Source organism: Streptosporangium sp. CA-135522 (assembly GCF_050949235.1).
GTDB lineage: Bacteria > Actinomycetota > Actinomycetes > Streptosporangiales > Streptosporangiaceae > Streptosporangium.
Map to the genome: position 1 here is coordinate 7,827,953 of NZ_CP192026.1, position 13,215 is coordinate 7,841,167.

Genomic DNA, 13,215 nt, shown 5'->3' on the forward strand with positions numbered 1-13,215 from the left:
CTCAGAAGTCGCAGTCCATGTGCTTGATGCCGTTGATGAAGCTGGAGTAGAGCCGCTGCGGCCGGCCGCCCTCGATCTGCGGGACCCGCCGCAGCAGCTCGCGGAACATCACGGTGATCTCGCGGCGGGCCAGATGCGCGCCGAGGCAGAAGTGCGGCCCCGGGCCGCCGTAGCCGACGTGCGGGTTGGGGTCGCGGGTGATGTCGAAGCGGAGCGGGTCGGGGAAGACGCTCTCGTCCCGATTGGCGGCCCAGTAGTAGAGGACCACCTTCTGTCCCCTGCGGTAGAGCTGGCCGTTCATCTCGTGGTCCCGGGTGACCTTGCGGCGCATGAAGTTGACCGGGGAGGCCAGGCGGACGATCTCCTCGACCGTGCCGGGCAGGCGGCCGTCCAGGTCGGCCAGGAGCAGCGCTCGCTGACCGGGGTTCTGGGTGAGCAGGCGCAGGCCGTAGGAGATGGCGTTGCGCGTGGTCTCGTTGCCCGCCACGACCAGCAGGATGAAGAACGAGCCGAGCTCCTGGGCGGTGAGCTTCTCCCCGTCGATGTTGGCGTTGACCAGCGATGAGGTGAGATCCCCCGTGGGGTGCTCGACCCGGTGCGCGGCGAGGTCCTGGACGAGTCGCTGCAGGTCCATCCCGGCGGCCAGGAGTTTCTCGGCGACCGTGGTCATGTCGTCGCCGCCGTACTCGGGGTCGAACCCGCCGAGGATCACGTTGGACCGGTCGAAGACGGAGCCGTAGTCCTTCTCCGGAATGCCCATCATGTCGCAGATGATCTTCAAGGGCAGCTTGGCGGCGACCTCGGTGACGAAGTCGCAGCCCGGCCCCGTGGCGATCAGGTCGTCGACGATCCGCACGGCCGCCGCGTCGACGTCGGCCTCGAACTGCTTGATCATCTTGGGGGTGAACGCCCGCGAGACGATCCGGCGGAGCCGGGCGTGCCGCGGATCGTCCATGTTGATCATCGACCCGAAATACTCGGTGAACTCCGGCGGCATGTCGGGGATGTTGGTGGCCCCGCCGTCCCCCGAGCAGAACACCTCGGGGTTGCGGCTGGCCTCCAGGATGTCGGCGTGTTTGACCAGCGCGTAGTATCCGGGCCCCTTCGGAGCGAAGGAGATCTCCATCTCCTCATAGAAGGCGGGGCGGTCCAGGCCGCGCAGGAGCTGGAAGGCGTGCTCCCGTTCCGCCATGGGCCTGGCCCAGAAGTCGTAGTCCGACAGGTCGAAGTCGGCCGTGGAGACGATCGGCTTCCGCTCGGCTGGCGTCACGCTCATATCGCCAATCATTTGCGCAAGCAACCACTTACGTCAATGGAACGTCTTCGAAGTCACAATCGAGGTGCTTGATGCCGTTGATGAAGCTGGACCGCAGGCGGTCCGGCTCGCCGACCGAGCGGATCTGCGGGATCCGGGTGAGCAGCTCGTGGAACATCACGGTGATCTCGCGGCGGGCCAGATGCGCGCCGAGGCAGAAGTGCGGCCCCGGGCCGCCGAAGCCCACGTGGGGCCCCTCGGTGCGCTGGACGTCGAAGCGGTAGGGGTCGGTGAAGACGCTCTCGTCCCGGTTGGCGGCCCAGTAGTAGAGCAGCACCTTGTCGCCCTTGCGGTAGAGGTGGCCGTTCATCTCGTGGTCCCGGGTGAGGGTGCGGCGCATCCAGGCGACCGGGGAGGCCAGGCGGACGATCTCCTCGACCGTGCCGGGCAGGCGGCCGTCCAGGTCGGCCAGGAGCAGTGCTCGCTGGTCCGGATTCTCGGTGAGCAGGTGCAGGCCGTGCGAGATGGCGTTGCGCGTGGTCTCGTTGCCCGCCACGACCAGCAGGATGAAGAACGAGCCGAGCTCCCGCATCGTCAGCTTCTCACCGTCGATGTTGGCGCTGGTCAGGGAGGTGATGAGGTTGTCGCCACCTTCGGCGGCCAGGGAGACGACGAGGTCCTGGAGGCGCTGGGCGGCACCGAGGAGCAGTTCGGCCGCGCGGCTGATGTCCTGGATGAACTCGGGATCACCGCCGGACAGGATGACGTTGGAGGCGTCGAAGACCGTCTGGTAGTGCTCCGGACCGACGCCCATCATGTCGCAGATGACCTTCAGGGGCAGCTTGGCGGCGACCTCGGTGACGAAGTCGCAGCCCGGCCCCGTGGCGATCAGGTCGTCGACGATCCGGCGGGCTTCGACCTGGACGTCGGCCTCGAACTGCTTGATCATCTTGGGGGTGAACGCCCGCGAGACGATCCGGCGGAGCCGGGCGTGCCGCGGATCGTCCATGTTGATCATCGACCCGAAATACTCGGCGAACTCCGGGCCCAGGTCATGGACGGCGGTGGAGCCGCGCGCCGAGGAGAAGACCTCGGGGTTGCGGCTGGCCTCGACGATGTCGGCATGCCGTACCAGGGCGTAGTAGCCCGGCCCCGGCGGGGCGAAGCCGATCTCCGGTTCGGCGAACCGGACGGGGGCCTCCTGGGCCCGCAGCAGCGCGAAGGCGGCCTCGCGCTCGGCCATCGGCCGCTCCCAGAAGGCGATGTCCGACAGGTCGATGTCCGCGAGCGAAACCGTCACACCAGCCCCCTGTTAGAACCACATTCGGTTTTGGAGATCCTGCCACAGGATCTTCAGGCTAGCCACTCCAGGACGAGGTCGTTGACCTCGCGAGGCCGCTCCAGGTGGAGGAAGTGGCCGGCGTCCGGGACATGGTGCGCCCGGGAGCCCGGCGGCAGGAAGTCCGGCGCCTCTTTCGCCAGCTCCACGCCCAGGCAGCCGTCCCGGACCCCGTGGAGATAGAGGATCGGGACGTCCCCACCGGCCGCGGCCTGCTCGGCGGCGTAGCGACCGGTGAGCGGCACGGTGCCGAGCATGGCGCGGTAGTAGCCGATCGCGGCGGCGAGGTTGGCGGGCTCGCCCAGGCTCTGCCGGGCGAGCTCCACGTCCCGCGAGGCGTCGTAGCCCGGCGACCAGTCGCGCCACAACCCCGCGATGAACCCCTCCTGGGAGGCGGCGGCCTCGGCCAGCCCCGTCTGGAACAGGAAGATGTAGAACGACCGCCTGAGCTGCTCGTAGTCGAGGAAGGCGGTCAGCGTCGCCTCCACGGGCGGGATGGCCATGGCGACCGCCCTGCGCCATCGCCGCGGGGCGAAGGCCGTGGCCCCGTAGACCGGGAACGCTCCCCAGTCGTGGCCGATGAGCACCGCGTCGCCGTCACCGCCCAGGGCCTCGTGCAGGGCGCAGGCGTCGGCGACCAGCGCGCCGCTTTCGTAGGCGCCGTCGGCCGGGATCGAGGTGGGCGCGTAGCCCCGCATGAACGGCGCGACCGCGCGGTAGCCGCGCTCGGCGAGCTCGGGCATCAGGTGACGCCAGGTGTGCGCGGTGTCGGGAAAGCCGTGCAGGCACAGGGCGAGCGGCCCCTCCCCCATCGTCAGGTAGGCGAAGTCGACGCCGTTGGCGGTGACGGTTCCCATCTCCATGAACGGAACCTAACATTCGCTTGGCGAGCGTGCGCGGGCATGCGCGAGTGGCCGGCGCCGATTCCCGGCCGTCCGCCGGACCGACGGCTCACCCCCGCGAGAGCGGTCAGGTCGTGTACGGCAGGTGCTTGACGCCGTTGATGAAGTTGGACAGCAGGTAGGAGGGCTCGCCCGTGGAGCGGATGCGGGGCAGGCGGGTCAGCAGCTCACGGAACATCACGGTGACCTCGCGGCGGGCCAGATGGGCGCCCAGGCAGTAGTGAGGACCGGGTCCGCCGAAGCCGACGTGCGGGTTGGGATGGCGGGTGACGTCGAAGACGTCGGGGTCGGTGAAGACCGCCTCGTCCCGGTTGGCGGAGTTGTAGAAGAGCAGGACTTTGTCGCCCCTGCGGTAGAGCTGCCCGTTCATCTCGTGCTCCCGGGTGACCGTGCGACGGAACTGGATCACCGGGGTGGAGTAGCGGATGATCTCGTCGACCGCGCCGGGGGCGTGCCTGTCGAAGTCGGCCGTCAGCAGCTCGCGCTGGGCGGGGTGGTCGGTGAGCAGCTTGAGACCGTGGGAGATGGCGTTGCGGGTGGTCTCGCTGCCGGCGACCACGAGCAGGATGAAGAACGAGCCGAGCTCCTGCGGGGTGAGGGATTCCTCGCCGTTGACGAGCATGCTGGTCAGGTCGCCGGTGGAGTCGCCCCGGCGTTCGCGGCCGAGCCTGGCGGCCAGCCGGTTCAGCTCGCGTCCGGCGGCCATCAGCTTGATCAGGCCGCGGCCGACGTTCCAGCGGCTGAGCTCCGGGTCGATGCCGGTGTACTCGGAGTCGGCGTTGCCCAGGATGACGTTGGTGGCCCGGAGCACCCGGGGATGGAACCGCGGCGGGATGCCCATCATGTCGCAGATGACCTGGACGGGCAGCCGGGCCGCGATCTGGGTGACGAAGTCGCCCGGCCCCTCGGCGATCGCCTCGTCCACGATCCGGGTGGCCGCCCGCTGCAGGTCCACCTCCATCTTGGCCAGGATCCTGGGGGTGAACGCCCGGGAGACGATGCGGCGGAGCCGGGCGTGCCGCGGGTCGTCCATGTTGATCATTGAGCCGAAGTAGACCGCCATCCACCGGGGCATGTCGACGACGCTGTTGGCGGTCGGCTCGCTGCTGAACACCCCGGCGTTGCGGCTGGCCTCGGAAACGTCCGCGTGCCGCACCAAGGCGTAGTATCCGGGCCCGTGCCCGACGAAAGGGATCTTGTTCTCCCGGACGAACACGGGCCGATCCAGCTCGCGGAGCCGCCTGAAGGCCGCCATGCGCTCGGCCTGCGGACGCGCCCAGAACAGGATCTCCGACAGATCGACATCCGTCACACTCACCGTCATCAACCTAGATTTAGGCAAGTGACCACTTACGTCAAGCATGAGAGACAAAGACCGATCTCACCGGGCTTGGACGATGAGGTCGGCGGCCTTCTCCGCGATCATCACGGTGGGGGCGTGGGTGTGCCCCCGGTTGATGACCGGCATGACCGAGGCGTCGACGACCCGGAGGGCTTCGATACCCCGGACCCTCAGCTCCGGGTCCACCACCGCGTCGGCGTCCTCACCCATCCGGCAGGTGCCCACCGGGTGGTAGAGGGTCTCGCTGCGCTCGCGGATCCAGCGGACGAGCTCCTCGTCGGTCTCCGCGCCCCAGTACGGGTTCATCGGCGGCCCGGCGAACGGCTTGAGCGCCACGGTGGCGAACAGCTCCTTCGCCTTTCTCAGGCCGGCGACCTGCCGCCGGACGTCGGCCTCGGCCGTCAGGTAGGCGGGGTCGATCACCACGTCGCGCCCGTCGAGGAGGACGCGTCCGCGGCTCTCCGGCTGGAGCAGGATCGAGGCGATGGTCAGACCGTGCCCGGGGGGCGGCGTGAGCCCGTGGTCGACGAACGGGCCGGGCGCGAAGATCAGCTCGATGTCGGGGGCGGGCTCGTCGGGAGAGGTGCGCACGAAGGCCACGGCCTCGCCGACGTTCGAGGTCAGCATGCCGCTGCGGCCGACCAGGAAACGCAGCAGGTTGCCCGCCGACTCGGCGCCCGCGAGCGTGATCGGCCTGGGGCAGTGCAGGATGACGGCCGAGGCCAGGTGGTCCTGGAGGTTCCTGCCGACCTGGGGCAGCTCGCAGACCGGCTCGACGCCCTCGACCCTCAGTTCGTCGGCCGCGCCGACGCCCGACAGCATCAGCAGATGCGGGGAGCCGACCGCCCCGGCCGACAGGACGACCTCCCTGCGTGCGCGCGCCACCGCGCCGTCGCCGTACTCCACTCCGGTCGCGCGCCCGTCCTCGATCAACACCCTATGCACGTGCGAGGAGGTCAGCACGGTGAGGTTGGGGCGCCTGGCGGCGGGCCGGAGATAGGCGTCGGCGGAGCTCCAGCGGCGGCCCCGGTTCTGGGTGACGGGGGTCTGGCAGCAGCCCTCGTTGGAGGGGCCGTTCAGCTCGTCCAGCCGGGCGATCCCGAGCTCCTCGCAGGCCTGGAGGAACACCGCGGTGACGGGGTTGGGGGCGCGCAGCTCGGAGATGTGGACGGGACCCGCCGTGCCGTACACGCCGCCGCGGTTGGAGCCGGCGCGACGCTCGATCCTGTGGAAGTACGGCAGGACCTCCTCGTAGGACCAGCCGGGCACGTCCCAGCCGTCGTAGTCGGCCCGGTGCCCGCGCACCCACATCTGCGCGTTCATCGAGGAGGAGCCGCCGAGCATCCGGCCGCGCGGCCAGTAGAGCTCGCGGCCGGACAGTCCGGGCTGCCCGGTGGTGGTGAAGTCCCAGTCGCGGTCGGTCTTGAACAGCTTGGCGAAGGCGGCCGGCATCCGGATCTCCAGCTTGTCGTCGGAGCCGCCCGCCTCGACCAGCGCCACCGTGGTCGCGGGGTCCTCCGACAACCGGTTGGCGAGCACGCATCCCGCCGAACCCGCACCCACGATCACATAGTCGTACTCCATACGGCCACTGCCCCTTCGTCATACGAACGCACGGACGGCCGGCCCGTCTCCCCCGTAAGCGAGCCCTTATTCGATCTGCTTACTCCTCGCTGCTTTACGCGTCAATTTGTAACCTTGGTTACCTACCGGTAGGTATCTCGGGCTGCGAGTATGAGCGTCGAGAGCCTGTTCGGAGGAGGACGCACCATGCTCAACCTGTCGGTCGCGCTGGAGGACAGCGCCCGGGAGCAGCCCGACCGCACCGCGCTGGTCTTCGGCGATCTACGGCTGCCATACTCCCTGGTCAACACCATCGCGAACCAGGTTGCCAACCTGCTGGTCTCCCGAGGTGTGGGCAAGGGCGACAAGGTCGCGCTGGCCTGCCCCAACCTGCCCTACTTCCCGTTCGTGTACTACGGGATCCTCAAGACCGGCGCCACGGTCGTGCCGCTCAACGTGCTGCTGCAGCCCAGAGAGATCGCCTACCACCTCCAGGACTGCGAGGCGAAGGCGCTGTTCTGCTTCGAGGGCACCCCGGAGCTGCCACTGGGCGAGCGCGGGCGGGCGGGCTTCGACGGGGCCGAGGCCACGGAGCACTTCTTCGTGCTGCCGGCCGCCGCCTTCGCCACCGAGTCGGAGTACGGCGAGACGCTGTGGGCTGCGCTGGACGGTATGCCGGGCGAGTTCTCGACCGTGCAGACCGCGCCGGACGACACCGCGGTCATCCTCTACACCAGCGGCACCACCGGCCAGCCCAAGGGCGCCGAGCTCAGCCACCAGAACATGCTGCTCAACGCCATGGTCTCGGATGAGATGTTCCCGCGCGGCGAGAGCGGCGACGCCTTCCTGGCGGCGTTGCCGCTGTTCCACTCCTTCGGGCAGACCACCGTCATGAACCTCGGGTTCCGCCGCCGGGCCACCATCGTGCTCATGCCGCGCTTCGAGCCCGGTCCCGCCCTGGAGTTGATGCGCACCGAGAACATCACGCTGTTCGCGGGCGTGCCGACCATGTACTGGGCCATGCTGACGAAGATCCACACCGACGGCGACGAGGTGCCCACCTCGCTCAAGGTGGCGGTCGCCGGCGGCGCCTCCTCCCCCGTCGAGGTGCTCAAGGACTTCGAGGCCACCTTCGGCGTCGGCATCCTGGAGGGCTACGGCCTGTCGGAGACCTCCCCGGTGGCCAGCTTCAACCAGCTCGGCCGGCCCACCAAGCCCGGCACGATCGGCACGCCGGTCTGGGGCGTGGAGATGAGGCTGATCGACAGCGAGTGGAAGACGGTCGAGGGCGAGGGGCCCGGCGAGATCGCGATCCGCGGGCACAACGTGATGAAGGGCTACTACAACCGCCCCGAGGCGACCGCCGAGGTCATGAACGACGGCTGGTTCCGCACCGGCGACATCGCCACCCGCGACGAGGACGGCTACTACGCGATCGTCGACCGGGCCAAGGACCTGATCATCCGCGGCGGTTTCAACGTCTACCCGCGCGAGCTGGAGGAGGTCCTGATGACCCACCCCGGCGTCTCCCTCTCCGCGGTGGTCGGGGTCTCCCACGAGTCGCACGGCGAGGAGGTCAAGGCCTACATCATCCGCACCCCCGGGACGACCGTCACCGAGGAGGAACTGATCGCCTGGTGCAAGGAGAACATGGCGGCCTACAAGTATCCGCGGATCGTCGAGTTCCGCGACGCCCTCCCGATGACCGCCACCGGGAAGATCCTCAAGCGCGAGCTCAGGTAAACGGCCGGGCTTTCCGCCGACAATTGAAAATAGTCATACATGCCTGATCAGAAGGCATTTCCCGAAAAGCTGGGTTACGATGCGGTCCCGCGCCACGGGGGCGAAGGCGCGTTCTCGTCACTCCCGACCCAGCGGTCCGGGAAATGCCGAAGGCGGGCAGAACATGGCGAACAGCGAGTTGACAGCCGCCTGTGAGCGGTTGATCGAGGAGTGTCTCGACCGCGAGGACGGGCCCGGACGCGGCGAACTGCCGGTCATCATGCTCTTCGGCCCACGCGGAAGCGGCAAGACCACTCTCATGAAGGAGGTCGCGGAAAACAGCGCGACCTCCTTTTCATTACCATTCGTCCATATCGACTGCGCCGAACATCCCGACATAAAGGTCGGGGAAATCACGGCGCAGATCGCGCGCCGCGTCATGGGCGGTCGCTGGCGCCAGTTCGCCCCCGTCAAGCTACCGCGGGTGGTGCTGGGAAACCTGGCGCTCTCGCTGGGGCCCGACCTGGAGCGGGAGGAGACGGAGCAGAAGCTCTACGAGCTGATCCGCGGCAGACGCGGGATCCCGGACAACGCCAAGACCCTTCAGGAGATCTTCAACCTGCTCGGCGGGAGCCTGCCGGTGCTGCCGGTGGCCGGCCCGCTGATCGCCACGCTGATCGACCGGGTCTCACGAGGGCGGCGGCTGATCGACCTCCTCGAGCGCAAGGGCATGGCCTGGTACCGCGACCGGCTCGGGCCCGGCGGGCTGACCGACCTGGCCCGCTCCGGCGCGGTCGAGGACGGCTCCCCGGCGGCCGCCCGGGTCATCTGCGAGGCGCTCCTGGAGGATCTGAGGGAGGGCTGGTCCAGGAAGTGGCGACCGCGCAACTGCCTGGTCATGCTGGACAACTCAGACAGTCCCTCCGGCCGGGAGTTCCTGCGGGCGCTGGTGGCCGCCAAGGCCCATCGGGCCGACACCCTGGGGCCGGCCGGCCGGGACCCCCTCCTCGTGGTCGCCGCCTCACGATCGTGGCAGGACCTGGGCCACCACTGGAACCGGCCGGGCACGCCCGAGCCCCTGGCCCCCGGCGGCACCCGGCATCCCCACCGGGTACGGCAGGCGAGCTACGGCGACTGGCTCACCAACCGCGCGGGCGGCAGGCACGACCGCTGGTGGTATCCGGTGCTGCTGCCCGGCCTCGGCCGCGCCGAGGTGGCACGGATGCGCGAGATCGGCCGGGGAGGGCCGGGCAGGGCCCACGCGGGATTCGCGCACGCGCTGACCGGCGGCCACCCGCTGGCGCTCACGCATCTGCTCGAGGCCATGGCCGCGCGCGAGCGGGAGTGGCAGGAGCGGGAACGCGAGACCGGCTGGACCGAGCAGGCCCTGCGTGAGCTTCCCGCACTGGACCGGGCACACCCGCAGCACCCCTTCGGGGACTTCCCGCACGACCTGGAGGACCTGATCGCGTGCGCCGCCGCGACCGACCTGGCCGACGCCGAGGACGCCGGGCTGCTGTCGCGCCGGTGGCGCTCGGCGATCGACGAGCTCGGTGACCACATGTGGCTGCTGACCGGCCCGCCGCGGGATTCGGCGCCGGTGATCCACCCGTGGCTGCGGCGTCTGCTGCTGCGGGAGCTCGCACGCCGTCACGGCCGCGACGGCCCGCTGTGGAACACCGTCCACAAACGCCTGGAGGATCTCTACACCTCCCGCGAGCAGGTGCCGCGCGACCGGCTGTCCATGGTCATGCACCACCGGCTCGCCCGTGTGGACCTGGAACCCGCCGGGCACCTCCGCCTGGCAGAGGTGGTGGCGCTCCTCGACGGGCGGTTCAACGAGATCGACATGGCCGAATGGATCAGGCAGTACAACTGGATCACCTCGGCGCCGAACCGGCTGCCCGTGTCGGCGCCGCTGGACGACCTGTACGGCCGGCTCATCCAGGAGCCACCGGAGGAGGGCCGTCTCGCCCCGGACGATCGAGACGACCCCTACGGCCGGTCCGCCCTGGACCGGCGGGCCGGCACCGACCGGACGACCGTCGTGCGCAGCGTGGTCGTCGACCGCTGGTTCCTGTCCGACCCGGGTCTGGATCCGCTGCGCTGCAGGCGCCAGGGCGTCGCGGACGGCCTGAGGCTGCTGTCCCGATACGCCACCAGCGGAAGGTCGGTCCTGGTGAACGAGGCCCACCGCTACGACCGGGAGGACGACGATGAGTGAGCGTCGCGGTTTCGGCAGGCGAGCGCCGTTCCGGAAGGTGCACCCCTTCTGGTTCGGGCTGTTGTGCGTGCTGCTCGTCGGCGGCCTCGGCGCCGGGCTGGTCGTCCTTCTCCGCCCGGCTCCGCGGGTCACCGACGGCTCCGGCCGCTACACCGAGAACCTCTCCTCCGTCGCGGAGCTGATCCGCCAGGAGAACGAGTGGGTGCGCGGGCAGGACATGCCCTATGTGAGCATCGCGGTGATGCTGCCGATGGACCCCGGCACCAGTCCGGCGAGCACGCAGAGCACCGACTCCGTCCGGCACGCCCTGCAGGGTGCCTACCTGGCCCAATACTGGAGCAACCACGACGAGGGAGATGCCAGCGCGCCGAACGTGCAGCTCCTGCTCGCCGACTCCTCCGGCGACGCGGACGCCTGGCGGGCCGTGGTGGGCGAGCTCAGGCAGAAGGTGACGGGCCAGGACCACCTGGTGGCGGTGACCGGCCTGGGCTCCAGCACCGGGGGGACCGAGAAGGCCATCGACGAGCTCGTGAAGGGGAAGATCGCCCTGGTCGGCTCCGTCATCACCTCAGACAGGCTGGCGGGCAAGACCACCATGGTCCGGGTGTCCCCCTCCAACAGCGCGGAGGCCAGGGCGATCGCACACTTCATCAAGAGGCGCGGCACCGTCACCGCGGTCATGGTGCAGGACGAGGACGAGGACGACTCCTACACCAGCACCCTGGCCGCGTCCTTCACCTCCGCCTTCGCCGGCGTCGTCGGCCCGGTGAAGGAGGCCAACCGCCTCCTGGACATCCCGCTCACCTACAACTCCTCACTCGACAGCGCGGACACGGTGCTCGGGCAGATGACGGAGCGGATCTGCAACAGCGGCGCCAACGTGGTCTTCTTCGCCGGGCGCTGGCAGAACCTGCCGTCGTTCCTGCGCGCGCTGACCCGCAGGACCTGCGTCGACCGGAAGATCACCGTCGTCACCGGCGACGACGCCAGCAACCTCAACCGGGCCCAGCCGGCGCCGATCTGGGACGACACCCGCGCCGGCCTCGAGGTCTACTACACGGCACTGGCCCATCCCGCCGCCTGGGACACCTATCCCGACGCCATCCAGCCGGCGGTCGCCAACCGTTTCAGGCAGGGCATCGACAGCTTCGCCGCCAAGTTTCCCGACGAGTCCCTCGACGACGGGCAGGCCATCATGCATCATGACGCGATGCTGACCGCCATCGGGGTGGTGGACGTCTTCGCCGCGCAGGGCAGGACCCGTCCCTCGGCGAGCGCGGTGGCGAACCTGCTGACCAGCGCGCTGTCCCCGGTGGCCGCCGCCAGCGGGTGGATCACCTTCGACGTGAGAGGCAACCCCGTCAACAAGGCCATCCCCATCGTGCGGCTCCTGCCGGACGGAAGGGTCGTCTTCTCCGAGCTGACCTCGGAGAACGGAAGCCCTCCCGGCAGGCCCGACACGACCGGCAAGCCCGGTGGCCCCGGCACGACCGGCTGACCTCGGCGGGCGGCGCGCGGGCGTCCCGCCCCGGCGCCGCCCGCCGATCCGGTGGTACGGCCCGCGCTCACGACAGGCGCGGGCCGTACCACCGGATCGGGGTCAGGGCCAGTCGAGGGAGGGGCGCAGCGGCATGTGGGCACCGCCCTCGGAGTCGAGCTTCACCCCGAGGATCTGGTGAAGCTGAACCTTGTTGCGTTCGAAGCCGACCACGCAGCCGGCCATGTAGAGCCGCCAGACCCTGGCCGTGCCCTGACCGACCTCCTGCACCGCCTCGTCCCAGTGCTCGTCGAGGTTGGCGCACCAGTAGCGGAGGGTCTGGGCGTAGTGCTCGCGCAGGTTCTCCTCGTGACGGATCTCGAAGCCGAGGTCCTCCATCTCGCGGACGAGGTGGCCGACCGACTCCAACTCCCCGTCGGGGAAGACGTAGCGGTTGATGAAGCCGCCGGCGTTGATGGTCTTCTCGCTACCGGTCGGCCGGGTGATGCAGTGGTTGAGGATCCGCCCGCCGGGGTTGAGCTTGTCGTAAAGGAAGCGGAAGTAGAACGGCAGCTGGTCCTTGCCGATGTGCTCGGTCAGGCCGATCGAGCTCACCGCGTCGAAGCCGGTGTCCTTCACGTCCCGGTAGTCCATGTGACGGACCTCGGCCAGGTCGCTCAGACCGGCCTCGGCGATGGCCTTCTGCGCCCACTCGGCCTGCTGGCGCGAGAGGGTGACCCCCAGCGCCTTCACGCCGTACTCACGGGCGGCGTGGATGACCATGCCACCCCAGCCGCAGCCCACGTCCAGCAGCCGCATCCCGGGCTTGAGACCCAGCTTGCGGGCGACCAGGTCGAACTTGGCGTACTGAGCCTCCTCCAGCGTGGACTCCTCGCCGGGGAAGACCGCGCAGGTGTAGGCCATGGACGGGCCCAGCACCCATTCGTAGAACTTGTTCGAGACGTCGTAGTGGTGATGGATCGCCTCGGCGTCACGCTGCTTGGCGTGCCTGCTGCCCATCTTGGCCAGCATGCTGCGCCGCACCTCCTGGGGAGGCGGCGGCACCCGCATCAGCAGGGGCTTGACGCCGAGCGCGCGGGCCACGGCGAGCTTCTCGTTCGCCGGGAGGTCGTTGATGGTGATCGACCACATCCGCGACAGCAGGGTGTACATGTCACCCTTGACGTCGAGATGCCCGGACACGTAGGCCCTGGCGAGACCGAGCTCGCCGGGGGCCTGCGCCAGGTAGGCGACCGCGATCGGGGACTTCACCTCGACGCTGATGTCCGCGTTGGCCGGGCCGGCCTTGCTGCCGTCATAGGCGGCGAACCGGATGTCCGCCTCGGTTCCTATGACCTTCTCGAAGATTTCTGCGAGCTTCACAGAATCAA

Annotated in this window: 9 protein-coding genes; 3 read left to right on the plus strand and 6 right to left on the minus strand. The window is 69.4% G+C overall.

Translation table 11 applies throughout. The annotated features are described in order from the left end of the window. Position 1: 1 nt before the first annotated feature. The 5 genes from ACQPYK_RS36940 to ACQPYK_RS36960 form a co-directional block, all read right to left on the minus strand. Positions 2 to 1,276: a cytochrome P450 gene (locus ACQPYK_RS36940; RefSeq protein ID WP_433241839.1), complete on the minus strand. Its 1,275-nt coding sequence runs from the start codon at positions 1,274 to 1,276 to the stop codon at positions 2 to 4. A 28-nt stretch (positions 1,277 to 1,304) separates the two neighbouring features. Continuing rightward, positions 1,305 to 2,555 carry a cytochrome P450 gene (locus ACQPYK_RS36945; protein ID WP_433241842.1) on the minus strand — a complete coding sequence of 417 codons (1,251 nt, stop codon included), beginning with the start codon at positions 2,553 to 2,555 and terminating at the stop codon, positions 1,305 to 1,307. A 53-nt stretch (positions 2,556 to 2,608) separates the two neighbouring features. Then, a complete protein-coding gene (locus ACQPYK_RS36950; RefSeq protein ID WP_433241845.1) occupies positions 2,609 to 3,457 on the minus strand; it encodes an alpha/beta fold hydrolase in 849 nt (282 codons plus the stop codon). Positions 3,458 to 3,563: 106 nt separating this feature from the next. Then, positions 3,564 to 4,820, minus strand: coding sequence for a cytochrome P450 (locus tag ACQPYK_RS36955; RefSeq protein WP_433241848.1), 1,257 nt, complete (start codon positions 4,818 to 4,820; stop codon positions 3,564 to 3,566). A 57-nt stretch (positions 4,821 to 4,877) separates the two neighbouring features. Further along, complete coding sequence (locus tag ACQPYK_RS36960) at positions 4,878 to 6,422, minus strand: GMC family oxidoreductase (protein ID WP_433241851.1); 1,545 nt, start codon at positions 6,420 to 6,422, stop codon at positions 4,878 to 4,880. A gap of 186 nt (positions 6,423 to 6,608) precedes the next feature. On the opposite strand from ACQPYK_RS36960, the gene ACQPYK_RS36965 reads away from it, so the two are divergent. The 3 genes from ACQPYK_RS36965 to ACQPYK_RS36975 all read left to right on the plus strand — a co-directional run bounded on the left by ACQPYK_RS36965 (position 6,609) and on the right by ACQPYK_RS36975 (position 11,845). Then, the gene (locus tag ACQPYK_RS36965; RefSeq protein WP_433259030.1) at positions 6,609 to 8,144 is read left to right on the plus strand and encodes a long-chain-fatty-acid--CoA ligase; all 1,536 of its coding nucleotides are present in this window, start codon (positions 6,609 to 6,611) and stop codon (positions 8,142 to 8,144) included. A gap of 163 nt (positions 8,145 to 8,307) precedes the next feature. Continuing rightward, entirely contained in the window at positions 8,308 to 10,347 is a 2,040-nt protein-coding gene (locus ACQPYK_RS36970; RefSeq protein WP_433241854.1) for a hypothetical protein, read from the plus strand. Further along, the gene (locus ACQPYK_RS36975) at positions 10,340 to 11,845 is read left to right on the plus strand and encodes a hypothetical protein (protein ID WP_433241857.1); all 1,506 of its coding nucleotides are present in this window, start codon (positions 10,340 to 10,342) and stop codon (positions 11,843 to 11,845) included. The genes ACQPYK_RS36970 and ACQPYK_RS36975 overlap by 8 nt, the downstream gene beginning before the upstream one ends. Positions 11,846 to 11,947: 102 nt before the next feature. On the opposite strand, the gene ACQPYK_RS36980 is transcribed toward ACQPYK_RS36975, so the two are convergent. After that, the gene (locus ACQPYK_RS36980; RefSeq protein WP_433241860.1) at positions 11,948 to 13,207 is read right to left on the minus strand and encodes a class I SAM-dependent methyltransferase; all 1,260 of its coding nucleotides are present in this window, start codon (positions 13,205 to 13,207) and stop codon (positions 11,948 to 11,950) included. Between the last annotated feature and the right edge of the window lie 8 nt (positions 13,208 to 13,215).